This window comes from Micromonospora sp. WMMA1998 (assembly GCF_027497375.1).
GTDB lineage: Bacteria > Actinomycetota > Actinomycetes > Mycobacteriales > Micromonosporaceae > Micromonospora > Micromonospora sediminicola.
On the sequence record NZ_CP114911.1, the window covers coordinates 3,320,924 to 3,343,277 of the forward strand.

Sequence of the window (22,354 nt, forward strand, 5' to 3'; positions counted from 1 at the left end):
GGTCTCAGCCGACCGAGGCCGGGAAGCCGTGCTCGGCCTGGAGCCGGAGCATGGCGTGCTCCACCACCGTGACCAGCACCTGCTTGACCGACTCCCGCCGACGGGCGTCGCACATCACCAGCGGCACGTCCGGCGAGATGGCCAGCGCCTCCCGGATCTCCTCCAGCTCGTAGTGTGGCGCGTCGTCGAACCGGTTGAGCGCCACCACGTACGGCAGCTTGCGGTTCTCGAAGTAGTCCAGCGGCGCGAAGGCGTCGGTGATCCGGCGGGTGTCCACCAGCACCGCCGCGCCCACCGCGCCCCGGATGATCTCGTCCCACATGAACCAGAACCGGGTCTGGCCGGGGGTGCCGAAGAGGTAGAGGATCAGGTCCTCGGCCATGGTGATACGCCCGAAGTCCATGGCGACCGTGGTGGTCTCCTTGCCCGGCACCTTCGACGGATCGTCGATGCCCACCCCGGCCGCGGTCATCAGGGCCTCGGTGGTCAGCGGCTGGATCTCGGAGATCGCCCCGACCAGGGTGGTCTTGCCCACCCCGAAGCCGCCCGCGATCACGATCTTCGCGGAGATGATCTCCCGGCCGCGGTTCGCCCCGTCGGGGTCATAGTTCGCGAAGTCCACTTAGCACCCTTCCAAGCAGGTTCATGCGCGCCGCGAAGCCCGTCGCGGGAGCGGCAGTGTGTAGCGTCAGCAGGCCCTCGGCCACCATGTCGGCGACCAGCACCCGGGTGACGCCCAGCGGCATCCGGGTGTAAGCGGCGATTTCCGCCAGCGACTGTGCCCGGCCCTCACAGACCGAGGAGATGCGGTACTTGTCGTGCCCGGCGAAGCGCGCCTCGGCCGACTGCGTGGGCGTGCTGGACAGCACCGCCTCGAGTGCGATGTTCTGCAACGGCTCGGTGCGGCCCCGGGTGACCGCGTACGGTCGCACCAGCGCGCCACGCGGATCACGTCGCGGTTCCATCTCGCGATCACCTCCCCTCGTACGGAGCCGAAGCGGCTCCGGATCACCAGGTCGACCGGCCCGGTCAGGACCGGACGGCGTCCCTCGGCAACGGGACCAACGCCTGGCCGACCCGCTCCACCAGCAGTGCCATCTCGTAGCCCACCTGGCCGACGTCGCAGCTGCGCGCCGCGAGCACGGCCATCGACGAGCCGTCGCTGATGGACATCAGGAACAGGTATCCGCTGTCCATCTCGATCACGGTCTGCAACACCCCGCCGGCGCTGAACATCCGCGCCGCGCCCTCGGTGAGGCTCACCACGCCGGAGGTGATCGCGGCCAGCTGGTCGGCCCGGTCCCCGGGGAGGTCCCGGGAGGAGGCGAGCAGCAACCCGTCCGCGGACACCGCCACCACGTGGGCGATGCCGGCCACGCTGTCGGCGAAGTTGGTGAGCAGCCAACCCATGTCCTGCATGGCAGCCGGCCTGTTCATCGGTTCGTCTCCTTGGTCGAGGTGCTGTTCGGGTCGGCGCCGGCCGTACGGCCCCGCTGGACGCCGCGGTGGTATGCGGAGAGCAGCCCCCGCACTTCGTCCGGGGTACGTCGGCTGCGGTCCCGCCCGCTCTTCGGTTCGATCCCACCGGGCACGAGCTGGGCCTGCGGCACGCGCTTGGGCAGGCCGGAGCGGGTGGTGCCGCCGGTGGTGGGCTCGGCGGCCCGGCTGGCCCGGGTCCACCCCTCGTCGGCCGCCGTCCGCCAGGCCTCCGGGTCGACGGGCGAGGCGGGCGCGGGGGCCGGCGACACCGGGTTCGCCGGCGGCGGGGCCGCCGCGGCGGGCCGGGTGGGCGGCACCGCCGGCGGGCTGTACGGCGGCGGCGTGGTGATCCCGGACGCCTGGGCGCCGGGGGTGCGGGTGGGCAGCGGCGGCCGCGTCGCGGCAGCCGGCTGCATCGACGCGGCCGGCTCCGGCACGGCGGGCGGCACCGGCGCGGGTGACGGCGTCGCCGGCTGCGTCGCTGCGGGCGGCTCGTCGAACCGGGGCCGGGTGAAGATGGTGGTCTCGTCCTCTCCGTGCGAGCGGAACCAGACCGCCTCCATCTCCCGGAATATCGGCGCCTCGGCCGGCCGGGCCGGCCGGGCCACCACCGGTGCGGCCGGGGTGGGCTCCGCCGGCGGCGGCACGGCCGGCGGCTGGTAGGCCGGCGGCGCCGCGGTGACCGCCGTGTCGCTGCTCGGCGCCCGCTGCGGCAGCGGGTCCAGCGCGGGGTACGCGACCGTCGGCCCACCCGCCGACCAGCCGGCGCCGGACACCGGTGCGGTCGTCGGCGCGGCGGCGACCGGGCTGGAGACGGTGGGCATCGCGCCGGTCGCCCCGCCGAGCTGCACGACCGGCGCGGCGGTGTCCCGCGCCTCGGCCGGGGCCTGCCAGCGGGCGGGCGGCGGGGTGGTCGCCCCGCGCCACTGGTCGGCGAGGGTCGCGGTGGCGCCCCGGCCGGCGCCGGCCAGCGCGTCGGCGGCGCCGACCTGGCTCAGCGGCGACTGCTCCACGGCGAGCGGCTGACGCGGCCGGGTCAGCGGGGCCTGACCCCGGTTGACCGGCAGCACCACGGTGGAGTTCGGCAGCGTCACCTGGGCGACCGTGCCGCCCTCGACGTTGCGGCGCAGCTCGACCCGGATCCCGTAGCGGGAGGCGAGCCGGCTGACCACGGCCAGACCCATCAGCCGGAACGCGGCCACGTCGACGGTCGGCGGCGCGGCCAGGCGTCGGTTGAGCGAGTCGAGCTGCTCGTCGCTGAGGCCGAGACCCCGGTCCTCGATCTGGATCAGCACGTAGTCGCGGATCCGGCGACCGTCGGCCACCACCGAGGTGTTCGGCGGCGAGAACCGGGTGGCGTTGTCAAGCAGCTCGGCCACCAGGCGGACCACGTCGTTGACGGCGTGCGCGGCGACCGAGATGTCGGTGTCGACGGTGCCGAACTCGATCCGGTTGTAGAGCTCCACCTCGGACTGGGCGGCGCGCAGCACGTCGACCAGGAGCGCGTCGTCCCGGCGCGGCACCGCCGAGTCGGCGCCGGCCAGGACCAGCAGGTTCTCGTCGTTGCGGCGCATCCGGGTGGCCAGGTGGTCCAGCTCGAAGAGCTGGGCCAGCCGCTTCGGGTCCTCCTCGCCGCGCTCGATCGCGTCCAGCTCGCCGATCATCCGGTCGACCAGGCTCTGCGAGCGGCGGGCCAGGTTGAGGAACATCGCCGAGACGCTGGTACGCAGCGCGGCCTGCTCGGCCGCGACCCGGACCGCCTCGCGGTGGACCACGTTGAAGGCCACCGCCACCTGGCCGACCTCGTCCCGGTTGGACAGCTTGATCGGGTCCCGGACCTGCTGGACGATCTCGTCCACGCCGCCGTCGCCGATGGCGTTGACGTTCTGCAGCCGGCTCACCGCGTCCGGCAGGTCGTGGTTGGCCACCGAGAGCGCGCCCTCACGCAGCCGACGCAGCGAGTCGTTGAGCGAGCGGGCGAGCACCACCGCGAGCGTGACGGCGACGGCCAGGGTGAGCAGCACGAGCAGGCTCTCCACGAAGGCCTGCCGGATCACGTCCGCGCGCACCGCGTCGGCGTCGGCCAGCAGCTCGTCCAGGAGCTGGATCTCCGCCCACCGCATCAGGTCGTCGACCGCGCCGATGGCGGCGGACGCCTCGTCCCGGGTGACCTGCGTGGGCCTCCCGACCGAGCGGGACAGGTCGTTGGCGACCCGGTCGGCGAGCTGGACCGCGTCGCCGGAGACGGTGCGGTCCACCAGGCCCCGCTGCTCCGGCGCGGCGGCCCGGGAGAAGGCGAGCAGCGCCTCCTGCTGGCCGGTCAGGGTGGCGACGAAGGAGGAGAACTGCTCCTCGTCGATCCGGCCGCCGCCGGCGAGCGCGGTGAACGCGACCGCCTGCTCCTCCGCCACCTCGGCCTTGGCGTGGGCGAACGCGGCCACCGCACGCCGGGCGTCGGCGAGGCTCTCCGCACCGGGCTGCTGGGCCAGCGCGTCGCCGTACGAGACCAGGTCGTCGAGGACGATCCCGTAACGCAGGCTCGCCTCGGCCACCGGCATCTGCAGGCGGTCGAGCACCTCCTGGCGGGTGCCGTTGAGCGTGGCCAGATGATCGTCGATCACCTTCAGGCGGTCCCGGATCGCGGCCGACACGTCGCCGAGCTTGTCGCGCTCCTCGCGGTACGCCGCGATCCGCTCGTCCGTGCGGCGCACCCGCAGGTTGTAGTCGTCGGGCTTCTGCTCCGGGTCGGCCAGGAAGGCCGCCGCCGCCATCCGCTCCTTGTGCAGGTCCTGGGTGAGCGCCGAGACGTCGACCGAGACCGCGGTGAGCGCGCGGACCTGGTCGGCCTCGTACGCACCCTGGCCCACGGAAATGAGTCGGATAGTTGCCAGTGCGATGACAGCGGCGACCGGAACGACCAGGATGAGGGCGAGCTTGGAGCGGATCCGCGCGTCGCGCAGCCTGGGCAGGCGCCGTCGCCGGTTGCGCTGTTCGGCGTTGGGGCTCCCGGGCAGGGTCGTAGGTCCGGTGCTCACGACATCGCCTCCGTCGTTTCTTCCACGCGCGACCCGCTGACCCGTGCCTGGTGCAGCGGCCAGCGCCACGCGCGGCACGGCCGCGATTTCATCAGACGAGATCCTGTTTGGGAAGCCGCAGTGAGGCAGGAAACGGTCGGGGTCGACTCAACCCGAGATCCGATCACCTAATACCTTCTTTTCTCCAACCCCCTGAACAGGGGATGTCACTCCAGAGTGGTCACGCGCATCTGGGCAGTAATTGTCGGTTAACGTTTCGTGTCCCCAGCATGTGGGATGAGCGTCCCGAAACGGCTTCCGGCGGCCGCGCTTGACCACAGGGCTCGGCATTGGCAAGGTTTTGCAGGCTTCGCGCACACCGTACGGCACACCAATCCCGTTCCTCCACTGAGGACGGACGAGCGGCGGTGATCGGGCGTCGACCCGCGCCGCACCTGGAGGACTGAGTTGAGCCCCATCCGCTCCGCGCGCATCGCGGTGCTCGCATCGGCCGTGCTGGCCATCACGCTCACCGGCTGTGGGATCGGCGGGGAACCGCAGGACACCAGCCCGATCGTGATCGCCGCCGACCTCGAACTCTCCGGCGCTTCAGCGCCGATCGGCAAGGTCTACCAAAGGGCTCTGGAACTGAAGGTCGACCAGTTGAACGCCTCGGGCGCGCTGGGTGGCCGGCAGATCAAGCTGAGGGTGAAGGACAACCGCTCCGACGCGGCCGAGTCGCTGCGGAACATCAACGATTTCAGCGGTGACGCACAGGTGAGCGCCGTCATCATGGGCAGTTGCAACGAATGCGCCGTCGGGGCCGCCCGCACGATCGGCGACAAGCGCATTCCGACCATCGCGCTCGCCTCGGCCGGCGCGGTCACCGAGCCGGTCGGCCAGCGCCGATACGTCTTCAAGCTCGCGCCGAATGCGGCCGACAGCGCGGCCGCGCTCACCACCGAACTGAGCCGGCGCCAGATCCGCAAGGTCGCGGTGCTGCACAGCGCCGACGGCTACGGCCAGGAGGGGCTGACCGCGCTGAAGCGCGAGTTCGACAAAACCACGGTGCGGCTCGTGGGCGCCGAGTCGGTGCGCACCACCGACACCGAGGTGAGCACCCAGATCAGCGACCTGCTCGCCGAGAAGCCGCAGGCCCTGGTCCTCTGGACCACACCGGAGCAGGCGACGCTGGCCGCCACCACCGCCCGGCAGAGCAAGTTCGGCGGCTCGTTCTTCTTCGACGCCTCGGCCGCCGGTGACCTGTTCCTCGGCCCGTCGGCCCGCTCCACCGAGCAGGCCACGCTCATCTTCACCCAGACGATGGTGATCGACGACGTCATCGCCACCACCCCGGCCAAGGCCGCCCGCCGGCAGTGGTTCCAGGACTACACCGCCCGGTTCGGCGGCTACAACGGCTTCTCCTCGTTCGCCGCGGACGCGGTGCAGCTCATCGCCGACGCCGAGCAGCGCTCCGGCGGGAAGCCGGGCGAGGTGAACCGGGACGCGCTGCGCGACGTCCTGGAGACCGCACAGCTCGACGGCCTCTCCGGGCCGATCCGGATGACCCCGGACAACCACTCCGGGCTGATGCCGCAGGCGTTGACGACGTTGGTGGCTCGTGGGGGTCGGTGGCGGCTCGCCGGCTGAGTTCCCCGTCGCGCTGGGGGGTGTGGCCCCACCGCAACCGGCTCCGGGCGGTCAGGCTTGATCCCTACGCCGGTTGCGGTGGGGCCACACCTGTCGTGGTCGGCCGCCGTCCGTGGGGTTGAGGTCGATCTGTCGGCGTCCCCGGTCGACGTCGGGTCTTCGGTCGGCGGGGCGGGTTCCCGGTCGACGGGGTTGGTCGGGCCGGCCCGGCCGACAGGGGGTCCTTCCCCTCGGGTGGGTCAGCGGGCGGAGGTGGTGGCGCGGACCCAGGGCAGGGCGAGGCGCTCGATCAGGCTCAGCACCGCGTAGAGCACGATGCTCATCAGCGCCACCAGCACGATGGCCGCCCAGGCGGTCGCGGTGTCGCCGACGCCGTTGTACTGCAGGATCTGGTAGCCCAGGCCGGGCCGGTCCGAGTAGAACTCCCCGATCACCGCGCCGATCGCGGCCAGCGGCATGGCCACCTTGAGGCCGACGAAGATCTGCGGCAGGGCGGCCGGGAAACGCACCTTGCGGAACGACTGCCACCAGGACGCGTTGAGCGACCGGCCCAGCTCCGCCAGGTCGGCCGGGGTGGTGGTCAGCCCGGTGGCGGTGGAGAGCACGATCGGGAAGAAGCAGAGCAGGAACACCATCGTCAGGATGGGTTTCTGGCCGAAACCGACCGCCACCACGAGCAGCGGACCGAAGGCGATCTTCGGGACCGCGTTCACCGCCACCAGCAGCGGCGCGAACATCCGCTCCACCCGGCGGGACGCGGCCAGCGCCATCCCGATCAGCACGCCGACGGCCGCCGAGAGCAGGAAGCCGGCGAGGGTCATCCAGGTGGTGATGCCCAGCGCCGGCAGCAGCACGTCGGTGGTGGAGGCCAGCGAGCGGGCCACGTCCTGCGGCGGCGGCAGCGCCACCGGGTGCACCAGGTGCAGCCCCGAGGTGACCAGCCACCAGGCGGCCACCGCGATGACCAGCCCCAGCGCCGGCAACCCGAGCGCCGCCGGGCGTACCGCCGGGCCGCGGTGGGGCCGCGCGGTCGGGACCGGCTCCTCCGGCGCCCCCGGCCGGGCCTCGGTCAACTGCGTCAACGTGTCCTCCTCTCTCGGCCGGTCGGCACGACCGGCACGCGAAGGGGGTGCGCCCCACCGGGTGTTCCGGCGGGGCGCACCCCCGTGACCCGAGCCGACCGGTCAGGCCTTCGGCGCGAGGTTGAAGTCGATGATCTGGTCCGGGGTGAGGTTCTGCTTGAGCGCGCCCGCGCCCTGCAGCAGCGCGATGCTCTTGGCCACCCGGCCGCTGTCCAGCGTGCCGATCGCGGTGCCGGAGTTGCTCGACCGGACGTACGCGGCCATCAGCTGCAGCTCCGCGGCGGACGCGACCGGGTTCGCGGCCGGCACGTTCTTCTTCAGGATCTCGCCCGCCTCCTCCGGGTGCTCCAGGGAGTACTCCAGGCCCTTGAGCAGGGCGGCCGTGAACTTCTTGACCATCTCCGGCTTCTCCTTGGCGATCTTGGTGGAGGTGATCAGCGCGTTGCCGTAGAGGTCCTGCATCACGTTGCTGTAGGGCAGCACGACCGGCTTCTTCTTGGCCACCGCCTCGACCGTGGGCTGGCCGACGACGAACTGGCCGATGCCGTCCACCGAGCCCGAGCCGAGCATGCCGATCAGGCCCTGCGCCTCACCGTTGACCCAGGTCACCTTCTTCTCGTCGATGCCGGCCAGCCGGGCGTACGTGGGGAAGAGGTTGCGCACGACGGAGGTCGGGGTGTCGGCGAGCTTCTTGCCCTCGAGGTCCTTCGGGGTGGCGATGTTCTTGCCCTCGACCGAGACGATGGCCGCCATGGTGCGCTGCTGGATCGCGGCCACCGCGACGAAGTCCTTGGCCTGGCCGTTGCCCATCTGGAGGATGCCACCGGTCAGGTCGATCGGGCCGAAGTCGGCCTGGCCGCCGGTGACGGTCTGGATGACGGAACCGGTGCCCTGGCCGGGCTTGATGTCGACGTCGAAGCCGGCCTCCTTGAAGAAGCCCTTGTCCTTCGCCACCCAGGCGTAGGAGTCACGGCCGAAGTTGCCGAACGAGGTGAGGTAGGTCACCTTCTCCAGCGCCGCGCCGCTGCCGCCGCCGCCCTCGGACTTGTCCGAGTCGCTGCTGCAGCCGCCGACGAGGGCGAGGGCGGTCGCCAGCGCCGCGGCGGCGACCGTACGGGTCAACCTTCTCATCAGTGCACCATGTCCTTTCCGACCAGGACTTCTTCGCCGGTCGGGTCGTGGGTCCGACGGGGTCGGCAGGAGGGGCAGCCGACTGGACCGTCGTGAGGGGACTCTTCGCGCGCAACAGCGTACGAGAAGGCTGATGACGCGCCGCAACCGTCTGGGTTGCGGAAAGGAAACGAAGTTGCGTGACGGAAAGCGGACTGACGTCCACCCCGGACGGTGCTATAAGCACGAACCCCGCTACGCTAGCCCGGCTCACGTTCGCGACGACGGTGGAAGGGAGCCGGCGGGAGATGATCCGACTGTCCGGGGTGTCCCGCACCTTCGACGGCCGTTCGGGGCGGGTGGAGGCACTGCGCGGCATCGACCTCGACGTCGCCGAGGGTGAGTTCGTCGCCGTCCTGGGCCGGTCCGGCTGCGGCAAGTCCACGCTGCTGCGCATGATCGCCGGTCTGCTGCCGGTCACCGCCGGCGAGATCACCGTCGCCGGCACGCCGATCACGAAGCCGCGGCGGGACGTGGCCATGCTGTTCCAGCGGCCGGCCCTGCTGCCCTGGCGCACGGTGCTCGACAACGTCCTGCTGCCGGTGGAGATCTTCGGCTGGAGCCGGGCCAAGCACCGCGGCCGGGCCCGCGAGCTGCTGGAGATGGCCGGGCTGGGCGGCTTCGAGAAGCGCCTGCCGCACGAGCTCTCCGGCGGCATGCAGCAGCGCGTCTCGCTCTGCCGGTCGCTGATCGGCTCGCCCCGGGTGATGCTGATGGACGAGCCGTTCTCCGCGCTCGACGCGCTGACCCGGGAGGAGCTCTCCGGGGAGCTGCAGCGGGTGCACATGGACACGAAGGCCACCATCGTCTTCGTCACCCACTCGATCGACGAGGCGGTGCTGCTGGCCGACCGCGTGGTCGTGCTCAGCCCCCGCCCCGGCCGGATCCGCGAGGTGGTCGAGGTGGCCGTGCCCCGGCCCCGCACCCTGGGCCGGCACGCGCACCTGGCCGACGTCGCGCGGATCAGCGCCGAGCTGCACGAACTGCTGATGGAGCGGGACGCCCCGGGCGTACCCGCGTCGGCCGGCCCGGCGGACCCGCCGGCCGCGTCGACCGAGACGCCGCCGCGGGCCGCGGCGGCGGGAGGACGGTGACCATGCGGGTCTCGGTCTTCACCGAACCCCACCGCGGAGCGGACTACGACGACCAGCTCCGGTTCGCCCGTCTGGTCGAGGAGACCGGCTTCGAGGGCTTCTTCCGGGCCGACCACTACCGGGCCATGGGAGACGAGCCGGCGTTGCCCGGCCCCACCGACGCCTGGCTCACGCTCGCCGCGCTGGCCCGGGAGACCTCCCGGATCCGGCTCGGCACGCTGGTCACCTCGGCGACCTTCCGCCTGCCCGGGCCGCTGGCCGTCATGGTCGCCCAGGTCGACCGGATGAGCGGCGGCCGGGTCGAGCTGGGCATCGGCGCCGGCTGGTTCGAGCGCGAGCACACCGCCTACGGCATCCCGTTCCCGCCGGTCAACGAGCGGTTCGACCGCCTGGCCGAGCAGTTGGAGATCGTCACCGGGCTGTGGCGCACCCCGCTCGGCGAGACGTACAGCTTCACCGGCGAGCACTACCGGCTGACCGACGCGCCCGCGCTGCCCAAGCCGGTGCAGCAGCCCGGCCCGCCGGTGATCGTGGGCGGCCGCGGCCCGAAGCGCACCCCCGAGCTGGCCGCCCGGTACGCCGACGAGTTCAACATGCCGTTCAAGAGCGTCGCCGAGACGGCCGCCGCGTACGAGCGGGTCCGCGAGGCGTGCGACCGCACCGGACGCGACGCCTCCGGCCGCGCGCCGCTGACGCTCTCGGCCGGCGTCGTGGTGGCGATCGGACGCACCGACGCCGAGGCACGGCGCCGGGCCGCGCCGCTGCACGTCACCAGCGCGCTCCCGCCGGAGGACCCGGTGGTCGGCTCCCCGGCCCAGCTCGTCGACCGGCTCGGCGAGTTCGCCGCGGTCGGGACCACCCGGGTCCACCTGCGGCTGATCGACTTCGACGACCTCGACCACGTGGAGCTGATCGCCGCCGAGGTGCTCCCCCAACTGGACGGACCACGATGACCGACCTCTCCGCCGAACCCGAACTCGGCCCGGTGGGCCAGGAGATCGTCTTCGAGAACGACCGGGTACGCGTCTGGCACATCCGGCTGGAGCCGGGCGAGCGGCAGCCGCTGCACCGGCACGACCACCCGTACCTGGTGGTGGCGGTCCAGGGAGCGAAGAACGTGGTGCAGACGATCGACGGCGTCACGATCGACGCCGACGAGCCCACCGGCGGGGTGGTCTACCGCGACCCGGGCGCGGTGCACATGCTGACCAACGTCGGTGACACCACCTACCTCGCCCGTCTGGTCGAGTTGACGTAGCCACGCCGACGGGGTTCGCCGCGCCGCGCGGCGGCAAGGTGGCGATCGGCGGCACCGGGCCGTAACGTGCCCGACATGGCCTTTCGGACGTGGGGCAGGCTGCTGCTCACGGCGCTCGGGGTGAGTGTGCTGGCCGGTGCCGGCCAGCTCGGCATCGCGTACGGCTTCGGCGTCGTCCGTCTCGACGGCGCGTTCGTCGACGCCTCGGTCAACCGGTGGCCCGCCCAGCTCGCCTGGGTCGGCTGGTTCGCCGCGGTCGCCACGGTCGCCGGGGCCGTCCTCACCGAGCGCTTCGCCCGCCGGGACGAGGTCCCCGCCGGCACCACCGAGCTGCTCTCCGTCGCCGGTGTCAGCGCGCTGGGCGCGATCGTGGTCGCCCCGCTCTGCATGCAGCCGGCCCGCGCCGCCGAACTGGGTGGCTCGGTCGACCCGGTGTGGGCCGCCGGCATCTGCGCCGCCCTCGGCGCGGTGGTGGGCGCGGGGGCGGCCATCGCCGTGCTGCTCAAGCCGCCGTTCGGCTGGGGCGTCGCGGGCACCGCCGGGATCGTCTGGCTGCTCGCCCTGCTCTCCGTCGCGCCGACGATCGTCGCCAACCGCCCGCTGGCCACCGTACGGCTGGGGGTCCTCGAACCGTCCTGGCTGGACCCGGCCGCGGCGCAGCGGCTGGCCATGCTGCTGCTGCCGGTGCTGGCCCTGCTCGCGGGCGGCGCGGTCGGCGTGCTGGCCCGCCGGGCCGGGCACCCGCCGTTGGTCGGCGGCGCGGCCGGGGCGGCCGGCCCGGTGCTGGTCGCCTTCGCCTACCTGACCGCAGGCCCCGGCACCGCGACCGACCGCTACCAGCTCGCGCCCTACTACGGTGTGCTGATCGCGGTCGTCGCCGGCGCGCTCGGCTCGACCGCCACCACGGTGCTGCCCCGGCCGATCGGCGCGGCCGGCGACGCCGTGGAACCGACCGACATCCTGGCGCCGCTGCCGCCCACGACCACCGGCGCCGCTGCTGCCACCGGCACCACCGTCGCGGCCACCGGCGCGACGGCGTCCCCGGCCGCGCCCGGCGGGCCCGCACCCGCGCACTGGGACTGGCCGGAGACCGGCGGCTCCGCCGGCGCGTCCCCCGGCCCTCGGCACGTCGCCCCGGAGCAGCCGGCCGTCCCCGGGCCACCCACCGGGTCGGGCCAGCCGGACGACGAGGACCACGCCCGCACCCGCCCGGTGTCCGGCCTGTTGTCCCCGGGCCGGCGGACCTCGGCCATCGACGTGCTGGCCGCCGGCCGGCCCGGGCCGCAGCCGTCGGCCGGGCCGGACCCGGCCGACACCCCACCGCGTCCCCGAACCGATGCCGCCGCCGCGCCGGTGACCGCCGCCGCACCGGCCCCGGTCACCGAGCCGGCCCCGGCGGTCGCGGAGACCGCGACCGGCGGCAGCCCGGCCGCCGACGCGCCGCCGGCCACCGGCGGGGCTACCGCCTCGACCACCGGGGCCGTCGGGCCGGAACCCGAGGCGCGGACCGACCCGGCGGCGTCCGCCCCCCGCCCGGCCGAGACGCCCTCCGCCCCGGCACGCGGCGCGCGGGCGCGACGCGGCCGGGCGGCCGAGCGGTCCACCGACGACCGGACGCCGACCGGAGACACGCCCGTCGCCGCCGGGAGCGGTACGCCCGAGCCGGCCGCGACGCCCGACGCGACGCAGAGCCCGACGCGCGACGCCGCCGTACCGGCGGTGGACGCCGTACCGGCGGTGGACGCCGTACCGGCGGTGGACGCCGTACCGGCGGTGGACGCCGTACCGGCGGTGGACGCCGTACCGGCGGTGGACGCTGCCGTTCCGGGTGACGAGGGCACCGGCCGGCCCACCCGGTCGCGCCGCACGCGCGCCTCCCGGACCAGTCGGAGCGACGCCGCGCCGGTGTCCGCCACCACGCCACCGGCCGGGGACGGCCCGCCGGCGGGCCCGATCGCCGCGGCCACCACCTCCGTCCCGCGCGACACCGCCGACCCGACGCCGCCCGACCCGACACCGACCGACCCGACACCGACCGCCACGGGAACGCCGGCCGCCACGATGAAGCCGGCAGGCGCGGCGACGCCGGGCGACGCAGGCATGCCGATCGCCCCGCCGGCCGCCGAGTCACCGGTCGAGCCGAAGCTGGCCCGCGCCCGGAGCTTCTTCTTCGACGACGCCGAGCCGGCCGGCCCGCCCGCCGCGCCCCCGTCGCCCCGGCCCCGGTTCCCCATCTTCGAGGACGTCGCCGAACGACCGGGCGAGGTGCGGCCGGCCTGGCCGATCGCCAGCCGGCCGACGCGTCCGGACAGCGCGACCGGGCCGAACGGGCCGGCCACCGGCCGGGACGGCGACGACCGCGCCGAGCCGGCCCCCCGCCCCCGGCACCAGGGACTGCCCGAGCCGGGCCGGAGCACCGGCTGGGACGCGCTGGCCACCAATGCCCGGCCCGCCGGCCCGACCGCTCCGGAGCTGCCCCGGACCGCCGCCGAGACGACCGTGCCGGCCCAGGCCGGGCAAGGTCCGGCCGACGCCGAGCCGGACCCGACCGGGGAGCGGGGGCGGCACGCCGGTCCGGAGGACGCCGACGCGGTCGGCGGAAAGACCCGGGCCCGGCGGGGCCTGTTCCGGCGCAACCGGGCCAAGGACGAGCCCGATCCGGCCGACCGGACGGTCGAGCCGGACGCCACGACCGACGACGAGTACGTCGACTGGGTCGCCGGTCTCGCCTCGGACGACAACGCCGACGACGCCCGCTCGCTGCGGACCGGCCGGCACCACCGCGACTGAGCCCTCCGGGGCCGGGGAGAGCCCCGGCCCCGGAAACGCTCAGGCCAGCGGCAGGTAGACCCGGGAACCGGAAGCGACGAACTCCTCGGACTTGCCGCGCATGCCGCGCGCCGCGTAGTCCTTCAACTCCTGGGTGATCTTCATGGAGCAGAACTTCGGCCCGCACATCGAGCAGAAGTGCGCGGTCTTCGCCGGCTCCGCCGGCAGCGTCGCGTCGTGGTAGGCCCGCGCGGTCTCCGGGTCGAGCGCCAGGTTGAACTGGTCCTCCCACCGGAACTCGAAGCGGGCCTTGGACAGCGCGTCGTCCCACGCCTGCGCGCCCGGGTGGCCCTTGGCCAGGTCGGCCGCGTGCGCGGCGATCTTGTAGGCGATCACGCCCGCCTTGACGTCGTCCCGGTCCGGCAGCCCGAGGTGCTCCTTCGGGGTGACGTAGCAGAGCATCGCGGTGCCGAACATGCCGATCATCGCCGCGCCGATCGCGGAGGTGATGTGGTCGTACGCGGGCGCGACGTCGGTGGTCAGCGGGCCGAGCGTGTAGAACGGCGCCTCGTGGCACCACTCCTGCTGGAGGTCCACGTTCTCCTTGATCTTGTGCATCGGGACGTGCCCGGGGCCCTCGATCATCACCTGCACGTCGTGCTCCCAGGCGACCTTCGTCAGCTCGCCGAGCGTGCGCAACTCGGCGAACTGCGCCTCGTCGTTGGCGTCCGCGATGGACCCGGGGCGCAGGCCGTCGCCGAGGGAGAACGTCACGTCGTAGCGGGCCAGGATCGCGCACAGCTCGGAAAAGTTCGTGTAGAGGAAGTTCTCCTCGTGGTGCGCCAGGCACCAGGCGGCCATGATCGAGCCGCCCCGGGACACGATGCCGGTCACCCGGTCCACGGCGAGCGGCACGTACGGCAGCAGCACCCCGGCGTGCACCGTCATGTAGTCGACGCCCTGCTCGGCCTGCTCGATCACCGTCTCGCGGAACACCTCCCAGCTCAGCTTCACCGGGTCGCCGCCGACCTTCTCCAGCGCCTGGTAGATCGGCACGGTGCCGATCGGCACCGGGGCGTTGCGCACGATCGCCTCGCGCGTCTCGTGGATGCGCTTGCCGGTGGACAGGTCCATCACGGTGTCCGCGCCCCACCGGGTCGCCCAGGTGAGCTTCTCCACCTCCTCGGCCACCGACGAGGTGACCGCCGAGGTGCCGATGTTGGCGTTGACCTTCACCAGGAACGCCTTGCCGATGATCGCCGGCTCGCACTCCGGGTGGTTGACGTTGAGCGGCAGCACCGCCCGCCCGGCGGCGATCTCGTCCCGGACGAACTCCGGCGCCACCGACTCCCGGATCGCCACGAACTCCATCTCCGGGGTGACGGTCCCGGCCCGGGCGTACGCGAGCTGCGTCGGCCGCTTCCCGTCCACCCCGGCCAGCGGGGTGCCGGCGCCCCGGGACGGCGCCACGTCGCCGCGCTCGGCGATCCACGGTCCGCGCAGCGCGGGCAGCCCCACCTCCGGGTCGGAGCCGGGACCGGAGGTGTCGTAGAGCCGGACCGGCGGGTTGTCCCCGGTCAGCGCCACCTCGGCGAACGGCACCCTGACGTCCGGCCGGGACCCTTCCACGTACACCTTGCTACGTGCCTGCATGACAGCCTCCCTGTCGGTCAAGCGGACCAGCCGAAGTGGTCCAGCGGGCCGCGTCCCGCGCCCAGCTCCCAGCTCCGCGCGCCGGTCAGCGCGCGGGTGACGTACTCCTTCGCGGCGGCCACCGCGACCGGCACCGGGTCGCCGGCGGCCAACCGGACCGCGACGGCGGCCGCGAACGAGCAGCCGGTGCCGTGGTTGTGCCGGGTGTCCACCCGGGGCGCGCGCAGCAGGCGGGTCGTCCCGCCGCCGGCCAGCACGTCCACCGACTCGCCGGCCGCGTCCACGTCACCGCCGGTCACCACCACGAACGCCGGTCCGCGCGCGGCCAGCGCCTCGGCCGCGGCGACCATCTCCTCCACGGTGCCCACCGGGCCCCCGGTGAGGGCCGCGGCCTCCGCGCAGTTCGGCGTCGCCACCTCGGCGTACGGGAGCAGCCGCTCGACCGCCTCCACCACGCCGAGCCGGTGCCCGCTGGTGGCGACCAGCACCGGGTCGACGACCAGGTGTGGCAGCCGCCCGGCCCGGGCCGCCTCGGCCACCGCGTCGGCGACGGCCGGGGTGCCGAGCATCCCGGTCTTCACCGCCCTGACGTCGAAGTCGCCGAGCACGCTGTCCAGCTGGTCGCGCACGGTCTGCGGGGGCAGCGCCAGGACCGCGTCGACGCCCCGGGTGTTCTGCGCGGTGATCGCGGTGAGCACGGTCGTGCCGTACGCGCCGAGCGCGGCGAACGTCTTCAGGTCGGCCTGGATGCCCGCTCCTGCTCCGGAGTCGGAGCCGGCGATGCTGAGAACTGTTTTCGGCGTCACTGGTGTTCTCCGGTTGTCGCGGTTGAGGGCTGCGGCCGACCGTGCCCACTCCGGGCGGTCAGACTTGATCCCTCCGTGGGCACGGTCGGCCGCAGCCCTGTCGCGTGCGGGCCTTCGTCGGATGGCGCGGGGTGGGTGCGCGTCAAGCAGGTGGCCGCCTCCTGGAAGGCTCTGCCCAGCGTGGTGGCGGTTTCGGTGGGGTTCTGGGCGCGCATGATCGCGCCCAGGACTGCTACTCCTTGTGCGCCTGCCTCGACGCATGCGCGGACCTGGCCCGGGGTTTCGATGCCGCCCAGTGCGAGCACCGAGACCGGGCTGGCTTTCACCAGCGCGGCGAGTCCGGCCGCCCGCAACGCCGGGCCGTAGCCGGGTTTCGTCTTGGTCTCGTAGACCGGGGACACTGTCGCGTAGTGCTCGGTGGTGAGCCGGGCCAGCTCGGCGGTGTCGTGGCAGGAGCGGCCGACCAGTCCGACGGCGGGCGGCGGGTAGGGGCCGGCGGCGGGCAGGTGCACGGCGTCCCCGTCGAGCGGGTCCGGTCCGGCGACGATCAGCGTGCCGTTCGCCTCGGCGAGGATCGCGCGCAGGTCGACGGCGAGCGCGAGGCGTTCGGCGCGGGGCAGGTCCTTCTCCCGCAGCACCACCCACCGCACTCCCCCACCGACGGCCCCCGCCACCACGTCGACAAGCGCCCCGCGCACCAGCCGCCGATCGCTGAGCAGCACCACCCCACTCGGGCAGCCCTGAATCTTGGTACGTGGCCGCCCCTCCGGGGGCGCATCCGTACCAAGATCCGCAACGCGTGAAGCGGTCACAGGTCGGGCCGCCCCTCGTCCGGAGTGGACGCCTGGGCGTGGAAGCGGCGGGCGATGCGGCCCGCGCCGTACGCCAGGCGGCCGGCCTCGACCGCGTACCGCATCGCCGTGGCCATCGCCACCGGGTCGGCGGCCCGGGTCACGGCGCTGGCCAGCAGCACCGCGTCGCAGCCCAGCTCCATCGCGAGCGCGGCGTCGGAGGCGGTGCCGATACCCGCGTCGAGCACCACCGGGACGGCGACGGCCTGCCGGATCAGCCGGATGTGGTGCGGGTTGCCGATGCCCAGACCGGAGCCGATCGGCGACCCGGCCGGCATCACCGCCGCGCAGCCCACGTCGGCCAGCCGCCGGGCCAGCACCGGATCATCCGAGGTGTACGGCAGCACGGTGAACCCGTCCGCGACCAGTTCCTCGGCGGCGCGCAGCAGCTCCACCCCGTCGGGCAGCAGCGTGCGCTCGTCGCCGATCACCTCCAGCTTCACCCAGTCGGTGTCGAACGCCTCCCGGGCCAGGTGCGCTGTCTTCACCGCCTCGACGGCGGTCCGGCAGCCGGCCGTGTTGGGCAGCAGCCGTACGCCGCACCGCTCCACCAGGTCCAACAGGCCGCCCGACCCGCCGGGCGTGATGTCCACCCGACGCAGCGCCAGTGTCACCAGCTCGGTGCCGGAGGCGCGGATCGCCTGCTCCAGCACATGCAGGTTGGCCGCGCCGCCGGTGCCGAGGACGAGCCGGGAGCCGAACCCGACCCCGCCGATCTCCAACCTGGACATGCCGTTCACCCGCCCTGGGTGGCGCTGAGGACCTCGACCCGGTCGCCCTCGCGCAGCACGCTCTCCGGCCAGCCGCCGCGCGGCACCACCTCGCCGTTCACCGCCACCGCGAGCCCGCGCTCCCGGTCGGTGACGGTGCGGACCACCTCGGCGACGGTGACACCCTCGGGCAGCGTCCGGCCGGTGCCGTTGACGATCAGTTCCACGTGCGCTCCTTCCCGAAGCGGTCGGGGGTGAAGGGGGCGAGCGCGGGATCCGGCTCGCCGGTGACGATCAGCTCGGTGACCAGGTCGGCGGTGACCGGGGTGAGCACGATGCCGTGCCGGTGGTGGCCGGTGGCGGCGAGCACGCCCGGCCGCCCGGGCAGTGGCCCGACGATCGGTGCGTTGTCGGGCGTACCGGGGCGCAGCCCGGCGACAGCCTCCACCAGCTCGTACTCGACGAGTTCCGGCACCAGCTCGGCGGCGGCGCGCAGCAGCGTCAGCACGCCTCCGGCGGTGACCTCGGTGTCCGCGCGCTCCTCGACGGTCGCGCCGACCACCACCTCGCCGCTGTCCCGGGGCACCAGGTAGACCGCCTCGCCGTCGGCGTACCCCCGGATCACGTGCCGGAAGCCCGGCGGGCCGGCGGCGGGCGCGCGGAGTCGCAGCACCTGGCCCTTGACCGGCCGGACCGGCAGGCCGGTCAGCGCCGCCGCGCCGCAGCCCGCCGCGACCACGGTGAACCGGGCGTCCACCTCGGACAGCGCGCCGACCCGCACCGGCCGCAGCACGACGCCGGCCCGCTCGGCCGCCGCGCGCAACGCGGTGACCAGCCGGCGCGGGTCGACCTGGTGGTCGCCGGGCGCCACAGCGCCGCCGCGCACCCGGGTGGCCAGCGCCGGCTCGCGGTCGCGCAGGTCTGTGGGGCGCAGCGGCGTGATCGGCAGTGCCAGACCCTGTTGGTACGACCACAGCCGCCGCGCCTCGGCCAGGTCGTCGGCGGTGAGCCCGACGACGAGCGTGCCCTCGGTGCGATACCCGAGGTCGACGTCGCTCGCCGCGGACAGCTCGGCGGCGAACGCGGGCCAGCGGGCGGCGGACGCCACCAGCAGCCCGGTCAGCTCGTGCTCCCCGAAGTACGCCTCGGCGACCGGCGAGAGCATCCCGGCGGCCACCGAGGAGGCACCCGACCCGGGCCGGTCGTCGTGCACCATCACGCGCAGCCCGCGCTGGGCGCACCGCCACGCGATCGCCCACCCGATCGGCCCGCCACCCACCACCGCCACGTCGGTAAGGAAGGGCCCCCTCTTAACGCCTCCGGTAGAGGAAGGGTCCCTGCTTAACACGTCAGCGCACCGAGCAGCTCGGCGGTGGCCCGGGCCGGGTCGGCCGCCCCGCTGACCGCCCCCACCACCGCCACCCCGTACGCCCCGGCGGCCCGCAGCGCCGGCACGGTGGCGGCGGTCACCCCGCCGATGGCGATCACCGGCACGTCCACCGCCTCGGCGACGGCGCGTACCCCCGCCGGGCCGATCGGCGTGGGCAGGCCGGACTTGGTGGTGGTGGCGTGGCACGGGCCGACGCCCAGGTAGCTCGCGCCGGCGGTGACGGCCGCTCGGGCGCCGTCCGGCTCACGGGCGGTGGCGCCGAGCACGGCGTCCGGGCCGAGCACCCGGCGCGCGGCGGCCACCGGCAGGTCGTCCGCCCCGACGTGGCCCCCGGCAGCGGCCACCGCCACCGCCACGTGCAGCCGGTCGTTGACCAGGCACCGGGCCCCGTACGGTCGACAGGCGTCGACCACCAGGCGGGCCAGCTCGTACGCCTCCCGGTCGGTGGCGTCGTCCTCCACCCGGACCTGCACGACGAGGTCGGCGCGGGCCACCGGCAGGGCGGCGCGCAGCACGGCGAGCGGGTCACGCCCCGGCCGGGTGTCGGTGATGAGATGCAGTCGTCCCAGGGACGGCACGGCAACGCTCCTCCCTGCGCCGGCATTACCCGGATCAGGTTCGACGGTCGGGGGCTCCCAGCCCCCCTCTCAGCCCGGTCCACACCGGGCTCCCGTGGGTCACTTGCGGCCTACCGTACGACGCCTCCCCGTCGGACGGAAGACCGGGTGACGTTTTTCCCAGGAACCGTCCACATGCCGTACCGGGACCACGGGTGACCGTCTCGTCACGACACGCTGCCGGGATGTCCGTTCCCGTCCGGGTCCCGCGCCGCCTGACGATCCTGCCGTTCCGGGGCGGCCTTGCCGTCTCCGAAGGGCTGCTGACCTGGACGATGTTGCGCGGGCCGACATGGATCCGCCTACTGCCTGACGTGTACGTGCACCGGGACGGACACCGCGCCGACGACCATCGGATGTGGTGCGAGGCGGTGGCGTTGCGCCTGCCGCCGGGTGCCGCGCTGGCGGGACGCAGCGCCGCCTGGCTGTTCGGGGTGGACCTGCTCGGCCGGGATGCGCCGGTGACGGTGCTGTTGCCGCGTCCCGCCCGGGTGCGCCCGCACCCGCGTCTGTCGGTCGCCCGGTCCCCGTTGCCCGACCGGGATCGGACCCGGTTCGGCGGGCTCCCCGTCACCACCACGCTGCGCACCGCGTTCGACCTGGGTCGGCAGGGGTCACGCGCCGACGCGCTGGTCGCCGTCGACGCGCTGCTCCGCCGCCGGGTGGTGACGCTGCCCGCCCTGCGCGCCTACGCCGCCGACCGACCGGGCTGGCCGGGCGCTCCGCTGCTGCGCGAGGTGCTGGCGCTGGCCGAGCCGTCGAGCGAGTCCCCGATGGAGACCCGCCTGCGGCTGCTCCTCCTCGACGCCGGCCTCGGCCCGCTCGTCGCCCAGCACGAGGTACGCGCGGGCGGGCGCTTCGTGGCCCGGGTCGACCTGGCCTGGCCGGCGCTCCGCCTCGCGATCGAGTACGACGGCGACCACCACCGCGAGCGGGCTCACTTCCGCCGCGACGTGGCGCGCCTGAACGCGCTCCGCGCGGCCGGTTGGGTGGTGCTCCGGTTCACCGCCGACGACGTGTTGCGCCGTCCGGACGCCACCGTCGCCCTGGTCCGCCAGGCCCTCGCCGAACGCCTCACCACCGCACCGCCGCACTGACCCGGTATCCCCACGCGCCGCGCCCTCAAGCGCCCACACCCGAACACCCCGCCCGAACGCCACGCCCGACGCCCCGCCCCTCGGCCCGGCCCGACGCCCGGCGTGCCGCCCCGCTCCTCGTCCCAGCCCGACGCCCCGCCCGACGTGCCGCCCCGCCCCTCGGCCCGCCCCGCCCGTCGGCCCCGCCCCGCAGTAGGCGGGCCAGGTCGACGCCGTCCGGGCGGTCGTAGCGCTCCTCGGTCCTGAGACGCCACGGACGTCAGCCCCGCCCGCAGGCACCCATGACGTTCCACCCGCCGCCAGGACCGGCCGTGGGTGGAACACCATGGGTGCCTCAGCGCTCGTTTGACACCCATGACGTTCCACTCACGGTGAGCGCTGGCGCTGAGTGGGACACCATGGGTGTCTAGCCGGGCGGAACTCGCCGGTGGATCGCCAGAGGAAGGGTGGCGCGCCGAGGGTGGCCGCGGCGCAGGCCACCACGCCAGCGGACCGCGGAGGCGGCCACGCCGGCGGGAATCCGTCAGAGGAGGGCGTCGAGGGCGTCCAGGTCCTCGTCGGAGGGCTGCCATGTGCCCGCCTCGGCGTTGGCGCGTACCTGCTCGGGCGTGGTGGCGCCGGCGATCACCGACGTCACCGCGGGCCGGGCGGCCAGCCCGCCGATGGCCACCTGGAGCATGCTGATCCCGCGCTCCGCCGCGTACGCCTCGATCGCCTCGATGGTGTCCCAGCGCGCGGCGGCCAGCCGCTCGGCGTACCGGCCGCCGCCGGCCAGCCGGCTGCCCGCCGGGGGCGCCTCGTCCCGCTTGTACTTGCCGGTGAGCAGCCCGTTGGCGAGCGGGAAGAACGGCAGCATGCCGAGCCCGAATCGCTCGCAGGCGGGGATCACCTCGTCCTCCACCCCGCGTTCCAGCAGCGAGTAGTGGTTCTGCGCGGAGATGAACCGGGTACGCCCCTGCGACGACGCGGTCCAGTCGGCGTCGGCGATCTGCCACCCGGCGAAGTTGGAGTTGCCGAGGTAGCGCACCTTGCCGGCGGTCACCAGGTCGTCCAGCGCGGCGAGCGTCTCGTCGATCGGCGTGCCCGGGTCCGGCTCGTGCATCTGGTAGAGGTCGATGTGGTCGGTGCCGAGCCGGCGCAGCGACGCCTCGACCGCACGGGCGATGTAGCGGCGGGCGCCCCGGGCGCCGTGATCCGGCCCGTTCGCGCCGTGCATGTCCATGCCGAACTTGGTGGCGACCACCACGTCGTCGCGGCGGCCCTTGAGCGCCTGCCCGAGCAGCTCCTCGGAGCCGCCCTGCGGCTCGCCGTAGATGTCGGCGGTGTCGAAGAAGGTGATCCCGGCGTCGAGCGCGGCGTCCACCACCGCCCGGGTGCCGTCGCTGTCGAGTTTGCGGCCGAAGTTGTTGCAGCCGATGCCGACCACGGACACCACGAGTCCGGAGTCGCCCAGCCGGCGGTAGGTCATCTCACTCACGAGATCCACCCTATGCCCGCGCCCGTGCCGCCACCCGGCGAGCGGCGGGCCGGGCCACCGCCGAGGTGAGTCGTCCGCGACATCAGCTCCATAGGCGTCCGGCGGACGCCTCCGCGCCACGCCACGCCGCGCCGCGATCACCCGACATCCGCCCGCCCACGCGTCACGACAGGCCGCGCCGCGCGACCAGCACCGAATGTCCGCCCGCCCACGCGCCGCGCCGCACGACCGCCGCTG

General features: G+C 74.3%; 20 protein-coding genes and 1 riboswitch. Of the genes, 6 read left to right on the forward strand and 14 right to left on the reverse strand.

The genetic code is table 11. The features are described 5' to 3' along the window. Nucleotides 1-4: 4 nt before the first annotated feature. The 4 genes from O7600_RS14800 to O7600_RS14815 form a co-directional block, all read right to left on the reverse strand. On the reverse strand, nucleotides 5-622 hold the full coding sequence (locus O7600_RS14800) for an ATP/GTP-binding protein (RefSeq protein WP_091570183.1): 618 nt from the start codon (nucleotides 620-622) through the stop codon (nucleotides 5-7). Continuing rightward, nucleotides 603-965 carry a DUF742 domain-containing protein gene (locus O7600_RS14805; RefSeq protein WP_030501578.1) on the reverse strand — a complete coding sequence of 121 codons (363 nt, stop codon included), beginning with the start codon at nucleotides 963-965 and terminating at the stop codon, nucleotides 603-605. The genes O7600_RS14800 and O7600_RS14805 overlap by 20 nt, the downstream gene beginning before the upstream one ends. Before the next feature lie 64 nt (nucleotides 966-1,029). Further along, entirely contained in the window at nucleotides 1,030-1,437 is a 408-nt protein-coding gene (locus tag O7600_RS14810; protein ID WP_013288588.1) for a roadblock/LC7 domain-containing protein, read from the reverse strand. Continuing rightward, nucleotides 1,434-4,514, reverse strand: coding sequence for a nitrate- and nitrite sensing domain-containing protein (locus O7600_RS14815; protein ID WP_281587797.1), 3,081 nt, complete (start codon nucleotides 4,512-4,514; stop codon nucleotides 1,434-1,436). Before O7600_RS14815 ends, O7600_RS14810 begins: the two co-directional genes overlap by 4 nt. Before the next feature lie 447 nt (nucleotides 4,515-4,961). On the opposite strand from O7600_RS14815, the gene O7600_RS14820 reads away from it, so the two are divergent. Beyond that, complete coding sequence (locus O7600_RS14820) at nucleotides 4,962-6,143, forward strand: ABC transporter substrate-binding protein (RefSeq protein ID WP_281587799.1); 1,182 nt, start codon at nucleotides 4,962-4,964, stop codon at nucleotides 6,141-6,143. A 239-nt stretch (nucleotides 6,144-6,382) separates the two neighbouring features. Here the strand turns inward: O7600_RS14820 and O7600_RS14825 are convergent, their stop codons facing one another. After that, nucleotides 6,383-7,225, reverse strand: a complete 843-nt coding sequence (locus tag O7600_RS14825) for an ABC transporter permease (RefSeq protein WP_281587801.1) — start codon at nucleotides 7,223-7,225, stop codon at nucleotides 6,383-6,385. A 102-nt stretch (nucleotides 7,226-7,327) separates the two neighbouring features. Further along, a complete protein-coding gene (locus O7600_RS14830; protein WP_281587803.1) occupies nucleotides 7,328-8,356 on the reverse strand; it encodes an ABC transporter substrate-binding protein in 1,029 nt (342 codons plus the stop codon). A gap of 287 nt (nucleotides 8,357-8,643) precedes the next feature. On the opposite strand from O7600_RS14830, the gene O7600_RS14835 reads away from it, so the two are divergent. The 4 genes from O7600_RS14835 to O7600_RS14850 all read left to right on the forward strand — a co-directional run bounded on the left by O7600_RS14835 (nucleotide 8,644) and on the right by O7600_RS14850 (nucleotide 13,537). Further along, the gene (locus O7600_RS14835) at nucleotides 8,644-9,489 is read left to right on the forward strand and encodes an ABC transporter ATP-binding protein (RefSeq protein ID WP_281587805.1); all 846 of its coding nucleotides are present in this window, start codon (nucleotides 8,644-8,646) and stop codon (nucleotides 9,487-9,489) included. A 2-nt stretch (nucleotides 9,490-9,491) separates the two neighbouring features. Next, complete coding sequence (locus O7600_RS14840; RefSeq protein ID WP_099163648.1) at nucleotides 9,492-10,442, forward strand: LLM class F420-dependent oxidoreductase; 951 nt, start codon at nucleotides 9,492-9,494, stop codon at nucleotides 10,440-10,442. Continuing rightward, a complete protein-coding gene (locus O7600_RS14845; RefSeq protein WP_091570158.1) occupies nucleotides 10,439-10,747 on the forward strand; it encodes a cupin in 309 nt (102 codons plus the stop codon). The genes O7600_RS14840 and O7600_RS14845 overlap by 4 nt, the downstream gene beginning before the upstream one ends. A gap of 75 nt (nucleotides 10,748-10,822) precedes the next feature. After that, nucleotides 10,823-13,537: a hypothetical protein gene (locus tag O7600_RS14850; protein ID WP_281587809.1), complete on the forward strand. Its 2,715-nt coding sequence runs from the start codon at nucleotides 10,823-10,825 to the stop codon at nucleotides 13,535-13,537. Between the two features lie 39 nt (nucleotides 13,538-13,576). Here O7600_RS14850 and thiC read toward each other — a convergent pair whose 3' ends face one another. From thiC to thiE, 7 genes are all read right to left on the reverse strand, one after another. Then, nucleotides 13,577-15,169 (reverse strand): phosphomethylpyrimidine synthase ThiC, encoded by a 1,593-nt coding sequence (gene thiC / locus O7600_RS14855; RefSeq protein ID WP_281587811.1) that lies wholly within the window; start codon nucleotides 15,167-15,169, stop codon nucleotides 13,577-13,579. A 17-nt stretch (nucleotides 15,170-15,186) separates the two neighbouring features. After that, on the reverse strand, nucleotides 15,187-15,975 hold the full coding sequence (gene thiD, locus O7600_RS14860) for a bifunctional hydroxymethylpyrimidine kinase/phosphomethylpyrimidine kinase (protein WP_281587813.1): 789 nt from the start codon (nucleotides 15,973-15,975) through the stop codon (nucleotides 15,187-15,189). Next, nucleotides 15,972-16,721: a thiamine phosphate synthase gene (locus tag O7600_RS14865; RefSeq protein ID WP_281594167.1), complete on the reverse strand. Its 750-nt coding sequence runs from the start codon at nucleotides 16,719-16,721 to the stop codon at nucleotides 15,972-15,974. Before O7600_RS14865 ends, thiD begins: the two co-directional genes overlap by 4 nt. Nucleotides 16,722-16,783: 62 nt before the next feature. Next, nucleotides 16,784-17,566 (reverse strand): thiazole synthase, encoded by a 783-nt coding sequence (locus O7600_RS14870; protein WP_281587815.1) that lies wholly within the window; start codon nucleotides 17,564-17,566, stop codon nucleotides 16,784-16,786. Next, complete coding sequence (gene thiS / locus O7600_RS14875) at nucleotides 17,563-17,763, reverse strand: sulfur carrier protein ThiS (RefSeq protein ID WP_281587817.1); 201 nt, start codon at nucleotides 17,761-17,763, stop codon at nucleotides 17,563-17,565. The genes O7600_RS14870 and thiS overlap by 4 nt, the downstream gene beginning before the upstream one ends. Beyond that, nucleotides 17,754-18,884 carry a glycine oxidase ThiO gene (gene thiO, locus O7600_RS14880; RefSeq protein ID WP_281587819.1) on the reverse strand — a complete coding sequence of 377 codons (1,131 nt, stop codon included), beginning with the start codon at nucleotides 18,882-18,884 and terminating at the stop codon, nucleotides 17,754-17,756. The genes thiS and thiO overlap by 10 nt, the downstream gene beginning before the upstream one ends. After that, nucleotides 18,878-19,504, reverse strand: a complete 627-nt coding sequence (gene thiE / locus O7600_RS14885) for a thiamine phosphate synthase (protein WP_281587821.1) — start codon at nucleotides 19,502-19,504, stop codon at nucleotides 18,878-18,880. Before thiE ends, thiO begins: the two co-directional genes overlap by 7 nt. After that, a riboswitch (TPP riboswitch) is annotated at nucleotides 19,499-19,610 on the reverse strand. Its footprint overlaps the gene before it by 6 nt. 118 nt (nucleotides 19,611-19,728) lie before the next feature. Between thiE and O7600_RS14890 the strand changes: the two genes are divergently transcribed. After that, nucleotides 19,729-20,640, forward strand: coding sequence for a DUF559 domain-containing protein (locus O7600_RS14890; protein WP_281587823.1), 912 nt, complete (start codon nucleotides 19,729-19,731; stop codon nucleotides 20,638-20,640). A 523-nt stretch (nucleotides 20,641-21,163) separates the two neighbouring features. Here the strand turns inward: O7600_RS14890 and O7600_RS14895 are convergent. Beyond that, nucleotides 21,164-22,126 carry an aldo/keto reductase gene (locus O7600_RS14895; RefSeq protein ID WP_172967917.1) on the reverse strand — a complete coding sequence of 321 codons (963 nt, stop codon included), beginning with the start codon at nucleotides 22,124-22,126 and terminating at the stop codon, nucleotides 21,164-21,166. Nucleotides 22,127-22,354 lie beyond the last annotated feature (228 nt).

Excerpts from the sequence above, each read along its gene's own strand:
- O7600_RS14830 (WP_281587803.1), bottom strand. The coding sequence starts at position 8,356 with ATGAGAAGGTTGACCCGTACGGTCGCCGCCGCGGCGCTGGCGACCGCC.
- O7600_RS14805 (WP_030501578.1), bottom strand. The coding sequence starts at position 965 with ATGGAACCGCGACGTGATCCGCGTGGCGCGCTGGTGCGACCGTACGCG.
- O7600_RS14835 (WP_281587805.1), top strand. The coding sequence starts at position 8,644 with ATGATCCGACTGTCCGGGGTGTCCCGCACCTTCGACGGCCGTTCGGGG.
- thiC (WP_281587811.1), bottom strand. The coding sequence starts at position 15,169 with ATGCAGGCACGTAGCAAGGTGTACGTGGAAGGGTCCCGGCCGGACGTC.
- O7600_RS14845 (WP_091570158.1), top strand. The coding sequence starts at position 10,439 with ATGACCGACCTCTCCGCCGAACCCGAACTCGGCCCGGTGGGCCAGGAG.
- O7600_RS14840 (WP_099163648.1), top strand. The coding sequence starts at position 9,492 with ATGCGGGTCTCGGTCTTCACCGAACCCCACCGCGGAGCGGACTACGAC.
- O7600_RS14890 (WP_281587823.1), top strand. The coding sequence starts at position 19,729 with ATGTCCGTTCCCGTCCGGGTCCCGCGCCGCCTGACGATCCTGCCGTTC.
- O7600_RS14810 (WP_013288588.1), bottom strand. The coding sequence starts at position 1,437 with ATGAACAGGCCGGCTGCCATGCAGGACATGGGTTGGCTGCTCACCAAC.
- O7600_RS14850 (WP_281587809.1), top strand. The coding sequence starts at position 10,823 with ATGGCCTTTCGGACGTGGGGCAGGCTGCTGCTCACGGCGCTCGGGGTG.